Below are 20,630 nucleotides of genomic sequence, written 5' to 3'. Positions count from 1 at the left end.
TTGATATACGTCAATATTTTAGCATTCCTTTATCCAGTTGGGTAGTAAAAAAACCGGATTTAAAGAATGGCTATACGGTATAAATAATGAGCTGCAGTGCCATATATCCGGTGTAGAAACCGTAAATCAGGATTAAAATCGCACCGAGTTGACGAAATAAGTCAGCTTGTTGCAATTTCTTGAGGAAGCTAGCGCCCATACCAACCGTCAGCATCGCAGGAAGCGTTCCTAAGCCAAATGCGAGCATAATTCCCGCTCCATTATACCAACTGCCTGACACAGCCGCCCAGGTCAGCATAGAGTAGACCAGACCACACGGTAACCAACCCCAAATGAAACCAAACGGTAGAGCGTGGCTTGGATGCTTGAGTGGAAGGAAAGACTTACCGGCAGGCGCAATATAACGCCATAGCTTCTGACCGACCTTCTCAAAGAACAGCAATCCAAACCACCACTTACCGATATACAGACCCAAAATGATCATAAAGATGGCAGCAAACAAACGAAGCCAATTAAGTAGCGCGTTGAAATCGCTAAGTTGACCGATTGAAGAGATAGCACCGCCGATCACACCACCAATAACGGCATAGCTGAGTAGGCGACCAAGGTTGTAAAGTAGGGGAATAACCGGGGAGGGTTTGGTATTGCCGATTGAAAGGAGCGACGCAATGCCACCACACATTCCCATGCAGTGGCCCGCGCCGATCAGTCCGACAACAAAGGCTCCGATCCAATCAGGCGTCATCGTTCTTTTTATCTAAGTTAATTGGGCTTTCAGTATTGGCTTTAACATTGTTCACAGGCTTACTGTCAGAGTGAGCGTGGGCTTTTTCGTCTTCATCAAACAAAATGTTGTGACCTTGACGCTCCAGGTCTTCAAACTGTTCGCTCTTAACGGCCCATAGAAAGATACCAACAGCGATACACACGAGTACGATCGCAATGGGAATCAGAATGTATAAACTTTCCATTATTTACCTTGCTCTTTTAAAAGCCTTAACGAGTTAGACACAACAATAATAGAGCTTGCAGACATGCCAACAACGGCAATGTACGGAGCAACCAAACCAGCGACAGCCAATGGAAGGATGAGTAGGTTGTAACCCAATGACCATGCTAGGTTTTCGCGGATTATCTTACGCGTTTTTAGCGCCAATGTACGCGACTTAAGTAATCTATCAAGCTTGTCGCCCAACAAAACCATATCAGCCGATGCTTTAGCTACATCTGTACCACCGCCCATCGCAACAGAAAGGTGAGCCCCTGCAAGAATAGGCGCATCGTTAATACCGTCGCCGACCATCATGGTAATGTCCTTTTCGTCACGAGAATTAAGGTAAGCAAGCTTATCCTCTGGTTTCGCGTTCGCGACAATATCGGTAATCCCAATTTCTTCAGCCACAGGCTTCGCGTTAATCAAGGAGTCGCCAGTCAACAGGGTGGTTTTAATACCCGCTTCTTTGAATTTTTGGATGAACTCGATGCTTTCTTTACGAATCGGGTCTTCATAAGTGAAGGTTGCGATATGACGTCCAGCCATCGACAAGTAGATACCGTTGCTTTGTGTTGGCTGAGCTTCACCAAGAATAAACTCGCTACTACCGATCGCAACTTCTTGACCGTTCCACTGACCAGTAATACCTGAACCGATAACGTTGTTTACCGCATCGACTTCAACATCATCTGACACGTGAGTCTTGAATGCTTTCGCAATAGGGTGGTTAGCATGCTGTTCTAGGCTCGCAGCCACTTTTAAACACGTCTCTTTATCAAGCTCAGAGAAAGTTTCCACACGGCTGATACGAATATCACCCTCAGTCAATGTACCCGTCTTATCGATGATCAAGTGATTCACTTTACACAAGGTTTCGAATACGTGGCCTTTACGCAGTAAAATACCAAAGTTGCCCATACGGGATGTTGAACAAGTAATTGCAGTCGGTGTCGCCAATGAAAGAGCACAAGGACAAGTCGCTACCAATACCGACAACATAATCCAGAATGCATCTTCTGGACGAGTTTGGTGCCAGTAGAACCAAGTACCGAAAGAGATAATCAAGATAACCGCTACAAAGTAACGCGCCACAATATCTGCAATCTCCGCGATACGAGGCTTAGACAACTGTGCTTCATCTTGAAGACGAACGATATTAGAGATGACCGAATCCGCTTTTGATGTCATCACTTCCAGTTCAAACGACTCGTCACCATTCAACGTGCCAGCGAAGACAGTATCGCCTTCGTTTTTCACGACATGGATAGATTCGCCAGTCAGCATGGATTCATCAATGTGAACTCGACCAGAAAGTACTTTACCGTCCGCAGGAATATGCTCACCCGGTAGTACGCGAATCTGATCGCCTACTTTAAGGGTTTTCACTGGAACTTGGTCGCCATCTAACGTTGTCGCCATTGCAGGAACGAGCTTAAGCAGATTACCACTCGCTGCCGCCGCTTTACGACGCGCTCTCATCTCTAAGAAACGACCAAGCAGCAGGAAGAAGGTAAACATCGAAATAGATTCGAAGAAAACTTCTCCTTTCTCTGTCACGGTTGCCACCAAGCTCGCAACGTAAGCAAACAGCAGAGCAATCGACACAGGCACATCCATACCCAGCGTTCGCCCCTTAATACTGCGCCATGCATTGATGTAGAACGGCAGAGCAGAATAAAGCAATACCGGCGTTGCAAAGATCAAGCTTACCCAGCGGAAGTAGTTTTTAAACTCAGGCTCAAGATTGCCAAATACTTCAAGGTATAGTGCGACCGCCAGCATCATCACCTGCATGGTTGCTAAACCAGCAACGCCAAGGCGATAGAGGTAGTTCTTCATTGAGCGGTGATAGGCTGCTTCTTGTTGGTCAGCCTCGAAAGGCGCAGCTTTGTAACCTAAGGTATGGATCGCCGATAACAACTCACTCAATTTAACTTGCGTGTTGTCCCAGCTGAGTAGGGCGCGGTTGGTGGTGGTGTTCACCCGGATGCTACCAACACCTTGTTTTGAAGAGACTTGTTTCTCGATTAGCCATGCACATGCTGCACATGAAACACCCTCTAGTGACAATGTCACTTCAGAAACATTCTCAGAGTTCCTTACAAACTCCAATTGAACGTCTTCATTATCATAATGACTGAGTGCCAGAAGTTGCTCTGGCACTAGATCCGCTTTCTCAGCGGGAGCGGTACGGTATTGGTAGTAAGAAACCAAACCGCTATCAACGATTGTCTGAGCTACAGTCTCGCAGCCCGGACAACACATCTTACGAGGCGATCCTAAGATCTCGACTTCAAAATCCGTTTCCGCTGGTACATCTTCACCGCAGTGATAACAGGATTCACACATAAGCTTTAGTTCGTTAGTTGAGTAGGAGTTTCAATCGGGAAGTTCATGCGACCTTGAACTAACCATTGTTCGTCATGCGGCGTCAACTCAATGAACCACGGACCTTCTAAGTGATGATCCAGAGTCATTGTGTAGTTGCCTCTCGCATCAGCGGTTAGTAGCTGAGTGAAATCGCGATCTGGTAGTGTTCTGTGAACAAACATTGCGCTGATAGCAGGGAAGTGATCAAGTTTGCCTTTATCTAACGTGATGATAACTGAGTTACCTTTCTCATTAAGCGAAGCTGATAAACCCAGCTCTTTGGCGATATTTACTTTTGAAATGTCGACATTAATGCCTTTTCCTTTTTTATAGTAATCCTCAGTCACTAGGTCTACAGAGTTCTGTGTAAACACAATAACCGTCATAATGGTCCAAATAACTACTGTCGCTGGCAACGCGATTAAGAACCACGGCCAAAACTGTTTATACCAAGGCTTTACCATAAAAAAGATCTCAAAAAAGAATAAAAAGAAGAGGTTATAAAATAAAGGAAAGACAGCCTCTTAGAAAGAGGCTGTTATTGAAATGTTACTTATTATCTGAGTTGCTTAAGCTCCACACGTAAGATGAAACCAGTTGTACTTTGTCTTCGCCTAGAATGTCTTTCCAAGCAGGCATTACGCCAGAACGTCCGTACATAACTGTTTCAGTTACGTCTGCACGAGAATCGCCAAACAACCAATCGCGGTCAGTTAAGTCAGGTGCGCCAACAGCAGGGTTACCCTTACCATCAGTACCGTGACACGCTGCACACACAACAAAGCGAGCTTTACCAGCTTCTGCTTCACGTGCGTTTACGCTACGACCAGAAAGGCTAAGAGTGTAGCTAACTACTTCTTTTACGCCTTCTTCGCCAAGCGCGTCTTTCCAACCTGGCATTTGGCCAACACGACCGTGCATGATTGTTGTAACGATAGCCTCAGGTTCACCGCCATATAGCCATGCGTCATCAGTTAGGTTAGGGAAACCTTTCTGACCACGTGCATCAGAGCCGTGACACTGAGAACAGTTTTGCAAGAATAAACGTTGACCCACTTTGATTGCGTCAGCGTCTGATGCAATGTCAGGGATTGAACGTAAACCGTTTTCGTCGTGAGCTAGCTTTCTGAATGCTTCACCGAAGTAGGTGTCTGCATCATCAAGCTCTTTCGCGTACGCATCTAACTGTTTGTTTGCTTGCGCAGCAGCAATTGCAGAGCGAGACTCTTCAACGCTACGTACCGTTTGGTCTGAACTTGTCCAACCTAAAAGGCCTTTAAAGTTACCTAGGCCAGGGTATAGAGCAAGGTAAACCGCTGCAAAAACAATCGTACTGATGAAAAGGTATGTCCACCATTTTGGTAGTGGGTTGTTAAGCTCACGAATACCATCGTATTCATGGCCCATATCTTGACCTTCTTCTACGCCTGTTTTGTCTTTAAAACACCAACGAAGTAAGACAGCACAACCAATTAGGGTACCAATCGTAATCGCACTAACCCAGATACTCCAGAATGTACTCATTACTTTGTCACTCCTTCATTTTTAGAACTTGTTGCTGGCTCGTCGTCAGCAAACACTAGGTTCGCATCTTCGTCGAAACGTGATTTACGGTTCTTGCCATATGCCCACCAAACGATGCCGATGAAGCAAGCAAAAACAGTCACAGTCCAAACACTTTGAAATGTAATAATGTCCATAATTATTCCTTATTTCATTGCGTGGCCAAGCGATTGAAGGTAAGCGATGATTGCATCCATCTCTGTTTTTCCTTCAACATCTTGTTTAGCGTTAGCAATTTGTTCGTCTGTGTAAGGAACACCAAATTGATTACGGAAGAGTTCAAGCTTCTGTTGAGTCAATTTGCCATCAAGTACATTCTCAGCAAGCCATGGGAAACCAGGCATGTTTGATTCAGGAACAAGTTCACGAGGGTCGATAAGGTGAACACGGTGCCACTCATCAGAGTAACGATCACCAACACGCGCTAGATCAGGACCAGTACGCTTAGAGCCCCATAGGAAAGGGTGTTCCCAAACGCTTTCGCCAGCTACAGAGTAGTGGCCGTAACGTTCAGTCTCAGAGCGGAAAGGACGAATCATTTGGCTGTGACATACGTTACAACCTTCACGAATGTAGATATCACGACCTTCCATTTCCAGAGCAGAGTAAACGCGTAGGTTTTCTACAGGTTCAGTTGTCTGCTTTTGGAAGATAAGAGGGGTGATTTCTACTAACGCACCAAAACTGATAGCAATAACGATTAAGATCGCTAATAGGCCAACGTTTTTCTCTACCAACTCATGGCGATTATTTGAATTTGAGCTCATTCTAAATCTCCTTAAGCCGGTTGAGGGATAGCTTTAAGGCTATCTTTAGGTGCAGAAACAGTTTTGTACGTGTTGTATGCCATTAAGAACATACCAGATAGGAAGATGAAACCACCTAGGAAACGTACAAAGTAGAACGGGTAAGACGCTTCTACAGATTCAACGAAGCTGTAAGTTAATGTACCGTCAGAGTTAACTGCACGCCACATCAGACCTTGCATCACACCAGAGATCCACATTGCAACAATGTAGAAAACCGTACCAATCGTTGCTAACCAGAAGTGAACATTGATTAGAGATACAGAGTACATACGCTCTTGACCAAATAGTTTAGGAACTAAGTGGTAAACCGAACCGATAGAAACCATTGCAACCCAACCTAACGCACCAGAGTGAACGTGACCGATAGTCCAGTCCGTGTAGTGAGATAGTGCGTTAACCGTTTTGATTGCCATCATTGGGCCTTCGAAAGTCGACATGCCGTAGAATGATAGAGAAACGATTAGGAAACGTAGGATAGGGTCGTAGCGAAGCTTATGCCACGCGCCAGACAGAGTCATGATACCGTTGATCATGCCACCCCAAGAAGGAGCAAACAGAACCAAAGACATAACCATACCTAGAGACTGAGTCCAGTCTGGAAGTGCAGTGTAGTGTAGGTGGTGAGGACCAGCCCAGATATACAGAGACACAAGTGCCCAGAAGTGAACGATCGACAAACGGTAAGAATAAACAGGGCGACCAGCTTGTTTAGGAACGAAGTAGTACATCATACCTAGGAAACCAGCTGTCAATAGGAAGCCTACCGCATTGTGTCCGTACCACCATTGCACCATTGCATCAATTGCACCTGAGTAAATCGAGTACGACTTAAACGCAGATACAGGAACAGCTAGGCTGTTAACGATGTGCAACACGGCAACCGTGATGATGAAGGCTCCGAAGAACCAGTTTGCTACGTAAATGTGTGATGTCTTACGTTTAATCATGGTTCCGAAGAACACGACCGCATAAGCTACCCACACAAGAGTAATAGCAATATCGATTGGCCATTCTAGTTCTGCGTATTCTTTACCAGAGGTCAAACCTAACGGTAAAGTAATTGCAGCGGACAGGATAATCGCTTGCCAACCCCAAAAGGTAAAGGCTACGAGAGGGCCACCAAAGAGACGCGTCTGACAGGTACGTTGCACAACATAATATGATGTTGCAAACAGCGCACTTGTACCGAACGCAAAAATAACCGCATTAGTATGCAGGGGACGTAAACGACTGTACGTCAACCACGGCGTATCAAAGTTTAGCTGTGGCCAAACTAATTGAGCGGCAATCAAAACACCAACGCCCATACCGACAATACCCCACAAAATTGTAACCAGGGTAAATTGACGGACGACCGTATAGTTGTAGTTTTGTTCAAGCTGCTTTTCTTGGCTCATTTGCATGCTTCCAATTTCTTATTTACTACACTTTACTTCCAACACGACTCACGTCGTAATGCCACCCAAATTAGAAAAGGAAATTCAGCCTATTCAGGACCTTATTTCCACTTGCTGATTTTAAAAAAAAGTGGCATTTTCAACGCGACACTATACTTGAATTAACAAATCAATGACAGAGTAGTAACCTTACGCTTGGTCTGGAATTGGATTTTTATTTAAAAACTTTGAACTTTGTAACAAGGAGTAAAGATTATAATGGCGGCACAAAAGCTAACAAAAGGCAGGCTTGTTCAAATTATCGTCATGTTGGTTATTTTAATAGCTGCATTTACTTGGAGAACAGTGACATACGATAATAACGAGACAATAACCTGTATCGTTTCAAAACCTTGTGAATTTGGTATTGATAATAATAATGTTTTAATTTCGGACGATAGCCAGGGGTATTCGATCGAAACATCTAAAACTGGCAAATTTATCATTAGCTATGAAGGAAGCGGAGTTTTAGAATCGAAAGGGTCTTCATCTTGGCTTTTACAAACCGATGATAAGAGCGCCTCAATAACGGTTACATTTCCACAACAGGTCATGACGTATACAGTAAACCTATCCAAAGAATAAAATGGAAAACTGAGCAACACCTCGCTCTTTGATAGAAATGTTGACTAAACCAGTGAAACCTTGTGCATTAAAGTGTTATAAAGAAGACATTAATAAAGTTTCCAGAAATCTATGAAATTTCTATCAAAAGTCTCTTATTCCCTCGACGATAAAATCGCAGTAGATGAACTGCTTCAAGGGGTGGAAAACCCTGAGAATATCGCTTGCCTCATTTGTTACTGCACAGAAGAGTACTCCACGCTCGCTGTGCAGAGATATTTCGTAGATGCGCTTCCCAACACTCCCATACACGGCTGTACCACCTGCCATGGAATAATGACGGAAACGGGCTTTCATTCAGGTCCAGTCATCGGTGTACTCATCATCTATGATTCAGGTATTAATGCCTACGGAACGGGTATTAAACACTTCAGCCAATCCATCGAGCAAAGCACCTTCGACGCGATAGATACAGCGCTTAGAAACGCAAATAGAGAAGGTGAGATCCCAGATTTAATCTTGCTTCATTCTACTCCTGGTAACGAGGAGAAAGTAATGGCAGCGATCGATACTAAGTTCGGGACTGAAGTTCCTATCATTGGTGGCAGTGCTGCCGATAATCAGGTATCTGGTAACTGGAGTATCTTTACCGAAGAGTCGCTTTCTATTAACGGGATCTCTTTAACGGTCTTTTTCGCCTCTCAATCCATCTATTCATCATTCAGTGCAGGTCACACGCCCACGCGTTACTCAGGTACCGTGACTAAAGTACGAAACAGAATCTTACTGGAGATAGACCATAGGCCAGCTGCTACGGTTTACAACGAGTGGACCAATTTCCACTTAGGGGGCAGCGACGACGGCTATATCTTTGAAAAATCGTCTGTTTATCCTTTGGGAAGAAAAGTCGGTTCGTCTTACAACTATCCGTATTTCAAGCTTTCACACTCTATCCGAGAAACAGAGTGCGACGGAATCGAGTTATTTACCGACATCAACGAAGGCGACACCATATACTTAATGCAAGGTTCTAAGCAGCAGTTAATTAGCCGCGCCGCCAACATCATTCATTCGTCTTACTACAATGACATGGATCTGGAAGAGAAATTAGGTGCTATCAACATCTTTTGTGCTGGTCCAATGTTAAACCTTAAACAAGACATGGATGAGGTTTGTGAACAAATAAATCAAGCACTTAATGGGCTTCCTTACATATGCCCATTCACTTTTGGTGAGCAAGGAAGACTTTCTGGTGGAGAGAACGCACACGGTAACTTAATGGTGTCATCAGCAACGTTTTATAGGTTAAAAAAATAATGGGCTCTGAAGGTCAAGAAGCGCTGCAAGAAGCACGTATTGAACTACAAAAACTAAAAGCCCGTGAGAGGAAACTGGCTGAAGAGAATAGGGTGATCCTATCGACTATCTCTGCGATCAGTAAAGCAAGTAACATCTCTGAGATATTTTCTAGCCTTGAGTTTGTCTTAAAAAAGTACATCAAATTTGACGACTTTATCGTAGTCTCAAGAGTAGGGAACGAAGGTAATTTCAAGACTCTACTGACAAATAATAAAGTCTTTGAACAGATGCACTGGACAGATTGTGGCAAGCTGTCTCGAGTCATTAATGGGGAATGCGCTATCCTTTTTGAGCCCAAGTCTCTGGGTGAATTCAACTCTTTGCATCCCATTATTCTTGACCAAATAAACTCGGTGTTGATTACTGGTATCGATAGCGGGCTAACGCAATCGGTCATTATTTTTATTCACTCGAATACCAAACATTTTAGTATCGAAACTAAAGCAACTCTAAACCGTTTTCGCCCGCTTATTGAGCGCGCTGTTTTCGACATAGAGAACAAAGAGAAACTCGAAGCCACAGTGAGAGAGCGAACCGCGGAGCTTGTAACAGCAAGGAAAGACGCTGAAAGAGCCAACAAAGCAAAGTCAGAATTCCTGGCAATGATGAGCCACGAGTTAAGAACGCCACTGAACGCCATCATTGGGCTAATCGACACGTTAAAATCGACTCAACTAACGCCAGAACAACAGTCTATACTGCTAAATATGAGTACATCGTCTGAGCTTTTGCTAGCGATCATCAGTGATGTATTGGACTTTTCCAAAATAGAATCCGGGTGCTTCTCATTAGCACCACAATGGAGCAATGTAAGAGACACTGTAACTTTTGTTTTATCTGAACAAAAGAAGGCGGCAGACGATAAAGGTCTAACGCTCACGATTTCTAGTGATATCCCTGAGGGTGAACTTCACTATATAGACCCGAGCCGTTTAGCACAGATCTTGTTTAACTTAATAGGCAATGCCATCAAATTTACGGAACATGGGCACGTTCATGTATCCATAAAATACCAACAGAGCTCATTCTACATAGCAGTCGAAGACACCGGCATTGGAATTAGTTCGCAACAGCTATCGTCATTGTTCAGCCCGTTTGTGCAAGCAGATAGTACAATCACACGAAGGTTTGGTGGCACAGGCTTAGGTTTGGCAATCACCAAAAGATTGGTCGAATTGATGCGTGGACGTATATCAGTGGAAAGTGAGCCTGGGAAAGGTTCTAAGTTTGAAGTCCAATTGCCAGTGCTCACCAGAGTGACTAACAATTGCAATCAACTGGAAGATGATGTCTGTTCAAGAGAACTAAGAAGCCGATATTCAGTGCTGGTTGTTGAAGACAACCCAACAAACCAAATGGTGATTAAGCTCATTCTAACAAGACAGGGTCATGAAGTTTTTATCGCAAGTAATGGCGAAGAAGCGATAGGATTTGTCGAAGACAACAACGACTCGATAGACATTATCCTAATGGATGTATCGATGCCGGTTATGGACGGTTTAACCACAACCAAATACATGAGAGAAGCAAACATACAAACACCAATCGTCGCGCTAACGGCACACACATCGGTTGAAGATAAATGCTCATGTTTAGATGTCGGTATGAATGATTTCGTTACCAAACCAGTAAGAACAAAAGAAATAACAGAAGCTATAGATAGATTAATGCTTGAGATCTAATAAACGTATTCTTAATCGAAGATTAGGAAATATGTTTATTAGGTATTTTATGGTAAATAGCCATTATGGTTAAATACACAGTATCAGTTGGATAGAAACGAAGGCAGGGCATCGTATATCGAACTCTGCCTTATGATTACCAAACCATATTTAACATAATATACATAATACGCAGTGATGCACATTAAAATCTAGGAGACTTATTAGCCTTATTCCTAGCAGATTTTACGTACAGAGCCATTTAAATTAACTCTTTTAAGCATTTTATGGATTGGCTACATGTTTAATCGATATAATTCCCACCACCTTGATTGCATCAGATAAACACTCTTACAGGCTCCAATCAAAGCGTCTGTCAAAATTAACTTTTACCTCATTACATTACAGCGCCTGCTGGAAAAATTTCAGGTCGACTTCTTGCAAAAACTAACTCTATCTTGATGTTATCCACTCGCTGTTGAAAACAGTTTATCTCTGAGACCTGAACAAACTGAAAAGCCTGAATAACCTGGCCAGCTCATACTGCTCGTGCATTCCAAGATCTCCCACACATGACTAATGTCTAATCTGAATTGCTGATTACTTAGTTGGGCTCTTTCAAGTTGAGCTCGCTTTAAGCTCTATCAATTTACATCGTTCTCATTACTCAGGCTTAATTAGCTTGTCTCTGATACTCAAAAGAGATTCTTAGAAAGCTGCATAGCATTGAAAATGTATCCGTAGTTAATTGCACTGCAGTAAATTGTGGATAAGTGACAACGCAACGTATTTACTATTCATATTCATCACTTTGTTGGTGCTCTTCATACCTTGTCTTACATGTGAGATGTTGATACTTCTATTATCTACAAGCTTTTAAAATCAGATATTTAGACAGGTTTCGTATTAACTAATACGTCTTTTGTTTGATAGCATGTCCGGGAAATCAATAACTTACTAAATAAAGGTTTTACATGAAAAGCAGTATGGTCGCCCTATCACTATTATCTATCTTCGCAATGATCTCCCAAGCGGTTGCTAGTGATAAAAAAGCTTCGTCTAAGGAGCTTGGTCAGTTTTATGTTGGTGCTGATATCGGCTTTTACAATGAAACCGAATTTGAATTCCCTAACGACGCCATTGAAGATTCATCAGACCTTTCTGACCTCAGTTATAACCTAGTTGGAGGCTACGAATTCAATACTCATGATGTTGTTAAGTTAGGACTAGAAGCCGAATACCGAAAAATTGGTAAGGTAAGCTTTAGCGATTCGATGGATATCGAAGGTCAGGCTTTCTTCGTCAACGTTAAGCCAAAATTCATTGTTAAAGGAGATGCGTTAGACTTATACGTATCACTATTAGCTGGTGTTGGCTCGATGGATATGGACGTAAAAATGTCCGGAACCTCGGAATCTAAATCAGAAGCAGCTTACCAAGTTGGTGCAGAGCTTGGTGCGATAGTCTCAGACAATATCGACATCCACCTTGGCTACCGAAATGCACGTGTTGAAATCTACGATGTCGATGTTTCTTCACAAACCGCTTATATTGGTGCGCGATACAAGTTTTAACCCCTTCGAATAACCGTTAGCCCACTCTAGCAAAGCCTTCCTCTCTAAAGTGGGCGTTACTCGGTCCTTTATCTTGACTGAATTAGCCTAAAAAAGTTACGTTGTATCTTATTTTATGGAGATATAGGCAGTTTAAGTGACCACATTTTGCAAAATAAACCACCTAAACAGACCACTATTTCGTGTTTAAATTTTGATCTATCAAACAGTTATAATTGAAAATAAGGTGATTAAGCAATCAAATGCTGTGCATTCGGAGTTGCATTACCAATTAAAGTGTTAACATCAGGAAATGTTGTAAACTAGGTGTTTGATATGTTGCCTAAACTTTATAAGTTCAGATCGCTCCACGATAGAAACATACAATCTATATCCGAGTGTTCGTTGTGGTTTGATTACGCTAAATCTTTTAACAACCCTTTTGATTCTAACCACATCTTCAACCAGTGCCTTCAAAATGATTTTAAGGTGATGTGTTTCTCGCAATCCAGCGACCACCCTATACTGTGGTCACAGTATGGTGACAACTTCAAAGGTATGTGTATTGAGTACGACCTTAACTATTATGAGGGGGACGCGAACCTAAATTGCTTTGAGGTTCAATATGAAGACCATCCAAACAATATCAGTTTGCCTTTGTTAGAGAAGTTACCGCCATTAAGCTTAGGTACCGAGCTCTTTAAGGTAAAGCACTCTAATTGGCGCTATGAGCGTGAATATCGCTGGGTACTTCCTAAGGAAGAGCTCGAAGGCAATAAACTGTTTCTTAACAAACAATGCCTTACTTCAGTCATTCTCTCAGAGCATGCTCCAGCGGATAGAAAGCTTAAACTGTTAATGACATGCCAACGCCTAGGTATTCCAGTCAAACAAGCAATGGCCAAACAGGACTCATTCACGTTTGAAGCGGTTTGCTAAACAGCCACTGTTGGTAAGTCAGGCTTTGTCAGCAACCCAAATAAAGTGACAGTGCAACTTAAAAGAAAGAGCCACACAAGTGTGGCTCTCTTCATTACATCTTATCGGTTATTTTACCTGGTACCCTATTCTGCATTTGCTCAATCGTCATCGCTGACATTTGAACATTGGAAAACCAATAGGGTCTGTGCTTAACATTGAACAAATCACTATTATCCAGCGCTTCAAAAATAGAGAACTTTCTCCCTTGGGCTAACGCAGCTCCATAAAGGGTTCTTTCTAGCGCTGGTATGTCATTTACTTCCTCTAACAACGCTCGCTTTATAAACTGGTTGGTTGGGCTCCAGTCAATAAATTCGACAAGCTTCTTAAGTAGCTTGAGTTCGAGTTGCTCTATCATCGACTCTAGAAATTTCGTATTTGGGATGACTTCAGCGCAAGCATAATACTCTTCATGCTTATCACTCGCATCACGATAGCCGATCATGGTTTTAACCAAAGCATCTTCGAATGTCGAAGAGAAATGATTACAAATCAGAAATAAAGGTAAGACTCTCAGTACACCTAAAAGAATTCCAACATTTGGATCTTTAACGGACGTTTCTTGTAACCTCATGCGCGTAGTATTCGAGGTCACCACCAAATGTTGCCAAACCTTCGGTACGATATGTTTAATGTTGTTGTCATTCCACTTAATCAGTTGCTGACTCATTAGTAATGGAAACAACAAACGGCAGTTCTCGATACCGATTTGCCTTGCCGCAACTTTGGGGTCGAGAATGATTTTAGATTTCTTACCGTACTTTTCTGTGAACTCTCGGTTAGACACAAACTCAACAAGGCTAGAGCTAAGCGCCCTGCTTTCTGATGATATTTTGTGTAACTTTGAAAAGTTTAAAGATGGAGAATACCCAACACTCGCGAACTGATTGTAATCGGGTAATTGGGTAAATAAGGAGCTTATGAGTGTGCCTTGAAGCTTCTCTAGCATGAGTACAGAGGCGGCGTCACTCACATCGTCAATGACGTAACGCAGTGTCTGTTGTTTGGCCGCTACCTTCTCGCGTTTGGCATTTACTCTATCTTGTTCACAGCGCAACAGAATGCGCTGGTTATGTGAAATTCGATCCGCTTCATCAAAGATTACGCTCTCGCAATATCTATTCTCTAAACTAAGTAGCGTGTCGACCTTTGATTGGTCGAGTTTATATTTTGTGGATATCAACCATTTAGTAAAACGAGCCTCAACGTTAATTGAAACTTTTCTAGAGATCTCTATGACTTCTGGGGTGTAATTTTTATTTGCTAACAACAACCGAGACTTTCCTTTGCCCTAATCTTCTTTTGGCAGCATATGCTGACTTTATAAGTGAGCTAAATATTAATAGAAATTAGAGATTGGTTCACGAAATTGTTTCATTAAAATTATAGATATTTAATTATAGTGCATTAGAGCGGTTATTCTGATATGTGAAGACGAATGTATTTCTCAGGAAAGCTGTACTTGAACTTTTTACGCTTAGGCAGATGCTTTTTAGCTTCTTTACAGATTTTGCTATCCCCAGAGGTTCTGACCTTTTTGATTCTTGCATAACCTTTGGCGTGCTTCATCTCAATCATAAGATCACAATATCCTTCTACCTCAATATGACTCTTACTGAGCCCTTTAAGGACAGAGGTCTTAATCTTCTTTGCTACTGGGTTAATCAAGGCATCGTCGGAAAGTGTTAGTGGTGACAAAAAGCACAATAAAATTACAAGATATCTCATACTGTTCTCTTTTAGTTAAGATTGAAAACAGTATGCAGATAATGGAGAGATGTTTAGGATTAACTTAGTATGATGTTGTATTGGATAACACGTAATTATCGAAAATTAAGCTTTCTTTGAGCCTTTAGACTTGAATCCGTTATGCGGGAACACATTGCGAATGCGTTGCTGTACGCTTTTAGGTACGTCCTTAGTGAACTTCAAGTTATAGCCAGAACGTTTCGCATACACTTTTAATTCGCCCTTAAACGCATTGTTGTGGCCGATCTCTTGAAGGTTGTGCTTAAAACTCGGCGGAAGATGACCTTTAACCTGCTCAATAGCGCCATCATTGAATTTGATTTTCAGGACGGGTCTATCTACAGCGACCAACCAAAATACCAACACTGCACCGATTAAGATTACATACATCATAACGTCACCACTAATATTGATGGTTACTTATCGTCAGAAAGAAGCTTGCTTAAATCTTCTTTAAGGCTCGTTACCGTTTTACTCGCCTGTTCGCTGCGTGATGCTTCACTCACCAAATATTCGATGGCGTCAGACAAGGTACAACCTAGCTCATTCGCTCTTTGGGATAGCTTTTCCCAGACGCGATAATCGAGGTCGATTGATTTCTTTTTGGTATGAACTTGTTCAGCGTTAAAGTGGCGTTTGCGCTTCGCCCTAATCGCTTGTTTGAGCTTATTGTCGAGCTCTGGAGACATGTTGTCTGATATCCACTCAAGCACACCTGTAGGTTGGTGTTCGAGCTTTAATAACGCCTGAATAGCGACGTCAGCTTCACTTGAATCAATGTGGCAGGTGATCGATTCGCCTTCTTTCCATTTTTTGACCAGATAGTTCCATTTCCAACCACATTCTAAGTTTTCAAGTTGCTGATATTTCATGTCTAATCTCGAGTGTTAATCCTAGTGACAGCGTAACCCAAAATGGGCGATTTAACAATTATTGTCTTGAAAGAATAGACCAAGATCATACTTATATTAGTCCAGTGATCAGTAACGTCCATATAGAGCTACAAGCGAGATCGGTTTTTCTATATACTCCCTACCTCATTATCATAATCAGAAACTTAAATGACTCAAGTAGATTGGCGACATGTTACGCCTCAGTACGACGAATATAGCGCTCAATTAGAGCAATTCCATGACATCTCGCCTCTCCCATTTTCAGATATTCAACACAGATTCAGAGACGCGTTGACTCGCTTTGTCCGCTTATCAAACCTTTCACGTGTTTTGTTGGTCAACTCTCCGGACAACTCGATCTATCGCCAAATGATCGTTGAGTCTTTAGTCGCTGAACTGAATGACGATACACAGCCCGTTATCAAAACCGAATCGTTGAATGCAATTTCTCTGTTTGACCAAGTTCAGTCTAGAGATGGAAAAGTCATCGCGACGAAACCTGGTCTACTCACCAGAGCAAACAACGGCTACTTGATCGTATCTGCAAATTTGATTCTTGCTAACCCGGGTAGCTGGTTATTATTAAAATCTGCGCTTCTTAGCGAAGCTGTGGAGCCAATCAGCAGTAACCCTGAGCACTTGAATCAATCACCAACGCTTCCTCTTACATACAACATCAAATTGATTGTCGTTGGAGACAGAGCGCAACTCGGTGACCTTGATTACTTGGATAGCGATATTCAAACTGGTTTTTGTCTTTTTAGTGAAATTGAACAAGACATTAAACTGTCTGAAGAGACTTTGACTCAATATCTAGGGTATCTGAAGTGGCTTCAGAAGCGTTACGAACTGCCGAATATTACTCAACAAGCGTTGACGGCAATTTTGACCGCAGGCGCTCGAGAAACAGAAGATCAAAGTTACATTCCATTGTGTCCGATTTGGCACAACGCGCTACTGAATGAAGCGCTGATTGAAGCCAATAACGGCGAGATTGATATTCAGCATATCCAACAAGCTCAACAGCATAAATACAATCGAGAATCATACCTACCAGAGCGCGCACTTGATGATATTCGAGATGGCCAAGTCATCATCGAAACTGAAGGTGAACAAGTGGGCCAAGTGAACGGCCTAACCGTTATCGATGTTCCAGGCCACCCAATCTCTTATGGTGAGCCAGCACGTATTTCGTGTGTCATTCACTTTGGCGATGGTGATATTGCCGATGTTGAACGTAAAGCTGAGCTTGGTGGTAACCTGCATGCGAAAGGCATGATGATCATGCAAGCGTTCGTTAGCAGTGCGCTAAACCTTGAAGATCCATTGCCATACGCTGCGTCTGTCGTGTTTGAACAATCGTATTGCGAAGTTGATGGCGACAGTGCTTCGCTTGCTGAGCTGTGTTCTCTAGTGAGCGCACTATCTGAATACCCTATCGACCAACAAATCGCTGTAACGGGTGCTGTCGACCAATTTGGTCGTGTGCAAGCGGTTGGTGGCCTCAATGAGAAGATCGAAGGTTTCTACCATGTTTGTAAGCATCAAGGCCTAACAGGCAAACAAGGCGTGATACTTCCAAGGTCTAATCTGAGACATCTTGCACTGAAACCGGACCTTATCGAAAGCATCAAAAACGAAGAATTTCACATCTGGTCTGTGTCAAATGTAGACGAAGCTATTCCTCTCATTATGAGCAAACCATTTAGGGACGATGAAGAAGAAAGCGTTCTTAGTAAAATCGCGGAACGTATTGAAAACTTTGAAAGACATGAGCACCCAATTGGAATTGTTGGACGCATCAAAAACTGGTTTGTCTAGTACTGATCGGACTTGTTTAGCGTACACCTGTTCACTAATATGCACCTATCAAAAATCGGAGTAATTGATAATGCAAAACAAACGTGATTCTTACACTCGCGAAGAGCTTCTAGCTTCAAGCCAAGGCGAACTATGGCCACAAGGTCCTCAACTACCAGCACCAAACATGTTGATGATGGACCGCATCACCAAAATGTCTGAGACTGAAGGTGATTTCGGTAAAGGTTTAGTGCTTGCTGAGCTCGATATTACTCCTGACCTATGGTTCTTCGATTGTCACTTCCCTGGTGACCCAGTAATGCCTGGTTGTCTAGGCCTTGATGCAATGTGGCAACTGGTTGGTTTCTACCTTGGTTGGGTTGGCGGCGAAGGTAAAGGCCGTGCTCTAGGTGTTGGTGAAGTTAAATTCACTGGTCAAATCCTACCTACAGCGAAAAAAGTAACGTACGAGATCCACATGAAGCGTGTTGTTAACCGTCGCCTAGTTATGGGCCTTGCTGATGGTCGCGTACTTGTTGATGGCAAAGAGATTTATGTTGCTAAAGATTTGAAAGTTGGCCTTTTCCAAGACACGTCAGCATTCTAATTAGATAGTTAAATTTAAATAAAGCAGCCAATGGCTGCTTTATTTTTATCTGCAATATATTTAGTTATAGTGCATTAAGGTTCGGATTAATTGAGATATAACATCCACCAGCTATGAATGCTACCTTCAGAACATACCAACTACTCTCTATGTTATTTTGCAAACTTTACCTCCCCCTAAAAACTAACAAGGCTCCATTGTATTTAAACCAATGAAGCCCTGACCTTGAATTCGTTGCGCTCTATCTACTTGTAGAGACCTGCTTGTTTATCATCTCTGGCATCTCGCCAACCACCTAACCAATAAGACCGAGAATCCATTTGACTATATGGGCAAGCTTCTTGTGACCTACCGTTTAAACCAGCTTTATAGCCTTGAGATTGTGCTCGTTCTAGTCGATCACGCTTTTGTCTCTTCATAGTGCAGTCCTCATACGGGTATTTCGATTTACTAACATACAATGATTACAACTTTGCGGAGTTTTTGTGACTCCAAGTTTAAGAATTGACCAATTTCTCAGTTTTCTCAAGGTGAAAAAAAGCCCGAGTTCAGAATTGTGAACTCGGGCTCAAGAGAAAAAATTATTTAAATTTTCTACGGAACCCTAACAGACCAAGTACAGTCAAAGTTAACCAACCTAGGCTACCACCTTGACGATCGACTTTCTCTGAGTCGGCACTACGAGCTTGAATATCAGCTTGAGTTTTGCCAGCAATAGGAACAAGTTTAACCGCTACAACCTCTTCTACCGCATTAGATGACGCGCCACCACAGTATGAGTTGTGAGACGTTGTATCATACGGCTGAGCTGTTCCACCAACAGTACACTTAATCGCAGTCGCCGAGATTACACCAGCATCGTTAATGTCAGTTGCGTCGATGATTCTAAACTTGTTGTTTTCACCAGAAGCATCACCATCATTGGTTAGATCGTCTAGCCACCAAGCTTTGCTCTGAAACAGCGCAATTCTTGATGCGTCAGTGCCATTTGCTTGATACGGGTAAATAAAGCCTCTGTGTCTTCTTTCACTACCGTCTACTTCACGAGTCGTTTCCGCATCAATCTGGCCTACAAATTCATTGTAGTTATTTACTGCTTTAGCTTCGCCACTTGAGCCACTAAAGAAAATGCCACCGGATAAGAATGTTGCTGTTGGGTTTGTCGCATCCGTTACAACAAAGATCTTATTACCTGCACTACCATTCTCTGGAACATAGCCATTACGTTTGGCATAACCAACAGCGAACAAGTTGTTGTTAATATCAGTCGCAACAGAGTTGCTGTATCTCGCATCGTCATTAGACGAGCCAGACTTAACCTCTGCGCCGCTAATCTGTGTAGTTGTCCATGTCGCACTCGTTAGATCTAACGAATTGCTCACAAAGACACTGGCATTCATGTCTTGTAGGTCGCCGTTACCATTTTCGGTATTATAGCCAACACCATAGAAAACAGAGTTTGATTCAACGATTGAGCGCATGCTGCCTTGAGCAAAATAATCACCTTCTTGAGCATTACCGCTGCGAATCCAATCAATTTCTTTGGTCGTAGTGTCATCCCAGATTGCCGCTTTAGAAGCAAAAGCTTTGTCTGGCTCAGATGTATCTGTAGGTGCAAACTCCTCAGACACACTACCTACATTGTAAACAGTGCCGTTACTTGCTGTGATAGCTTTCCAAGCACGTGTTTCAGAAGTACCAGTAGGTCCATTTGTCGTCGTAAATAGTGCGTTGTTGCGGATACCACCTTCAGATTTAACACCTAATGGTTGAGCTGTATCATCTAGAGAGTTAATCACCGTATTACGGCTCTCATATGTGGCACCACCTTCGACAAAGGCTTTAGCGTTTACATGAGTGAGATCATTTCTTTCCTTGCTCCAAGTATCGTTCCAACGATTTTGAGCCCAGCTCTCACATGTAGAATATCTCAGTTCTCGATAGCAATAGTTTTCGAAATCATCAAACTCTTGGATGTACTGGAATGGAGCATCCATAGCGAAAGGCACTTCTTCGCGATAGCTTACCGCTTCAACCGTATTGCGAGTTTCACCAGCCAGTTTGAATGTAGTGTCAGCACAGTTTGTTGCAGCTGAGTTAAAACACCCTAGTGCAAGGTCATTCGTTCCGTCGGTAGCACTACCAGGCTGGATCGCTACACCAAAAATCTCAGATGCACCGGTAATCGAAGGCGTTACTTCAACGACCTTATACAGCGCAGCGTTGGCATTAGTTGCAGCCAAAACTAGAGCTGCAACTGTTGTTAATTTAAATTTAGTACAAGTCATTAT

The 20,630-nt window shown here is 42.6% G+C and carries 21 protein-coding genes; 7 read left to right on the top strand and 14 right to left on the bottom strand.

Features of this window, described 5'->3' with window-relative positions; translation table 11 throughout:
* Positions 1-70: 70 nt before the first annotated feature.
* The 8 genes from F0232_RS14465 to ccoN all read right to left on the bottom strand — a co-directional run bounded on the left by F0232_RS14465 (position 71) and on the right by ccoN (position 7,139).
* Positions 71-745 (bottom strand): sulfite exporter TauE/SafE family protein, encoded by a 675-nt coding sequence (locus F0232_RS14465; protein ID WP_105057168.1) that lies wholly within the window; start codon positions 743-745, stop codon positions 71-73.
* Positions 735-971, bottom strand: coding sequence for a cbb3-type cytochrome oxidase assembly protein CcoS (gene ccoS / locus F0232_RS14460; RefSeq protein ID WP_105057169.1), 237 nt, complete (start codon positions 969-971; stop codon positions 735-737). Before ccoS ends, F0232_RS14465 begins: the two co-directional genes overlap by 11 nt.
* On the bottom strand, positions 971-3,343 hold the full coding sequence (locus F0232_RS14455) for a heavy metal translocating P-type ATPase metal-binding domain-containing protein (RefSeq protein WP_105057170.1): 2,373 nt from the start codon (positions 3,341-3,343) through the stop codon (positions 971-973). Before F0232_RS14455 ends, ccoS begins: the two co-directional genes overlap by 1 nt.
* A gap of 5 nt (positions 3,344-3,348) precedes the next feature.
* Positions 3,349-3,828, bottom strand: coding sequence for a FixH family protein (locus tag F0232_RS14450; RefSeq protein WP_008221951.1), 480 nt, complete (start codon positions 3,826-3,828; stop codon positions 3,349-3,351).
* An 85-nt stretch (positions 3,829-3,913) separates the two neighbouring features.
* Entirely contained in the window at positions 3,914-4,888 is a 975-nt protein-coding gene (gene ccoP / locus F0232_RS14445) for a cytochrome-c oxidase, cbb3-type subunit III (protein ID WP_061033419.1), read from the bottom strand.
* On the bottom strand, positions 4,888-5,064 hold the full coding sequence (locus F0232_RS14440; RefSeq protein ID WP_004742291.1) for a CcoQ/FixQ family Cbb3-type cytochrome c oxidase assembly chaperone: 177 nt from the start codon (positions 5,062-5,064) through the stop codon (positions 4,888-4,890). Before F0232_RS14440 ends, ccoP begins: the two co-directional genes overlap by 1 nt.
* 9 nt (positions 5,065-5,073) lie before the next feature.
* Positions 5,074-5,694 (bottom strand): cytochrome-c oxidase, cbb3-type subunit II, encoded by a 621-nt coding sequence (gene ccoO / locus F0232_RS14435; protein WP_004742292.1) that lies wholly within the window; start codon positions 5,692-5,694, stop codon positions 5,074-5,076.
* An 11-nt stretch (positions 5,695-5,705) separates the two neighbouring features.
* Positions 5,706-7,139, bottom strand: coding sequence for a cytochrome-c oxidase, cbb3-type subunit I (ccoN, locus tag F0232_RS14430; RefSeq protein ID WP_009846707.1), 1,434 nt, complete (start codon positions 7,137-7,139; stop codon positions 5,706-5,708).
* Between the two features lie 252 nt (positions 7,140-7,391).
* Between ccoN and F0232_RS14425 the strand changes: the two genes are divergently transcribed.
* From F0232_RS14425 to F0232_RS14405, 5 genes are all read left to right on the top strand, one after another.
* Positions 7,392-7,757, top strand: a complete 366-nt coding sequence (locus tag F0232_RS14425) for a hypothetical protein (protein ID WP_008221954.1) — start codon at positions 7,392-7,394, stop codon at positions 7,755-7,757.
* 111 nt (positions 7,758-7,868) lie between these two features.
* Complete coding sequence (locus tag F0232_RS14420) at positions 7,869-9,053, top strand: FIST signal transduction protein (RefSeq protein ID WP_061033420.1); 1,185 nt, start codon at positions 7,869-7,871, stop codon at positions 9,051-9,053.
* Entirely contained in the window at positions 9,053-10,777 is a 1,725-nt protein-coding gene (locus tag F0232_RS14415; RefSeq protein WP_105057171.1) for an ATP-binding protein, read from the top strand. Before F0232_RS14420 ends, F0232_RS14415 begins: the two co-directional genes overlap by 1 nt.
* Positions 10,778-11,730: 953 nt before the next feature.
* Positions 11,731-12,330 carry a porin family protein gene (locus tag F0232_RS14410; protein ID WP_105057172.1) on the top strand — a complete coding sequence of 200 codons (600 nt, stop codon included), beginning with the start codon at positions 11,731-11,733 and terminating at the stop codon, positions 12,328-12,330.
* 315 nt (positions 12,331-12,645) lie between these two features.
* A complete protein-coding gene (locus tag F0232_RS14405; RefSeq protein WP_105057173.1) occupies positions 12,646-13,248 on the top strand; it encodes a DUF2971 domain-containing protein in 603 nt (200 codons plus the stop codon).
* A 94-nt stretch (positions 13,249-13,342) separates the two neighbouring features.
* Here the strand turns inward: F0232_RS14405 and F0232_RS14400 are convergent, their stop codons facing one another.
* The 4 genes from F0232_RS14400 to matP all read right to left on the bottom strand — a co-directional run bounded on the left by F0232_RS14400 (position 13,343) and on the right by matP (position 15,911).
* Positions 13,343-14,563, bottom strand: coding sequence for a hypothetical protein (locus tag F0232_RS14400; protein ID WP_105057174.1), 1,221 nt, complete (start codon positions 14,561-14,563; stop codon positions 13,343-13,345).
* 143 nt (positions 14,564-14,706) lie between these two features.
* Positions 14,707-15,018: a hypothetical protein gene (locus F0232_RS14395; RefSeq protein ID WP_105057175.1), complete on the bottom strand. Its 312-nt coding sequence runs from the start codon at positions 15,016-15,018 to the stop codon at positions 14,707-14,709.
* A gap of 105 nt (positions 15,019-15,123) precedes the next feature.
* Positions 15,124-15,432 (bottom strand): DUF3634 family protein, encoded by a 309-nt coding sequence (locus F0232_RS14390; protein ID WP_171731730.1) that lies wholly within the window; start codon positions 15,430-15,432, stop codon positions 15,124-15,126.
* Positions 15,433-15,455: 23 nt separating this feature from the next.
* Positions 15,456-15,911, bottom strand: a complete 456-nt coding sequence (gene matP, locus F0232_RS14385; RefSeq protein ID WP_008221970.1) for a macrodomain Ter protein MatP — start codon at positions 15,909-15,911, stop codon at positions 15,456-15,458.
* Between the two features lie 189 nt (positions 15,912-16,100).
* Between matP and F0232_RS14380 the strand changes: the two genes are divergently transcribed.
* Together F0232_RS14380 and fabA are read left to right on the top strand one after the other, a co-directional pair.
* Positions 16,101-17,753 carry a Lon protease family protein gene (locus F0232_RS14380; protein WP_105057177.1) on the top strand — a complete coding sequence of 551 codons (1,653 nt, stop codon included), beginning with the start codon at positions 16,101-16,103 and terminating at the stop codon, positions 17,751-17,753.
* 70 nt (positions 17,754-17,823) lie between these two features.
* On the top strand, positions 17,824-18,339 hold the full coding sequence (fabA, locus tag F0232_RS14375) for a bifunctional 3-hydroxydecanoyl-ACP dehydratase/trans-2-decenoyl-ACP isomerase (protein WP_004742305.1): 516 nt from the start codon (positions 17,824-17,826) through the stop codon (positions 18,337-18,339).
* A gap of 245 nt (positions 18,340-18,584) precedes the next feature.
* Here fabA and rmf read toward each other — a convergent pair whose 3' ends face one another.
* Complete coding sequence (gene rmf / locus F0232_RS14370) at positions 18,585-18,758, bottom strand: ribosome modulation factor (RefSeq protein ID WP_004742306.1); 174 nt, start codon at positions 18,756-18,758, stop codon at positions 18,585-18,587.
* A 162-nt stretch (positions 18,759-18,920) separates the two neighbouring features.
* Positions 18,921-20,627: a DUF3466 family protein gene (locus F0232_RS14365; RefSeq protein ID WP_061033441.1), complete on the bottom strand. Its 1,707-nt coding sequence runs from the start codon at positions 20,625-20,627 to the stop codon at positions 18,921-18,923.
* Positions 20,628-20,630: the final 3 nt, after the last annotated feature.

It is taken from the genome of Vibrio sp. T3Y01 (assembly GCF_013114525.1).
Taxonomy (GTDB): Bacteria; Pseudomonadota; Gammaproteobacteria; order Enterobacterales; family Vibrionaceae; genus Vibrio; species Vibrio chagasii_B.
Note: the sequence above shows the minus strand (reverse complement) of the source record. Positions and strands in the feature narration are given on the sequence as shown.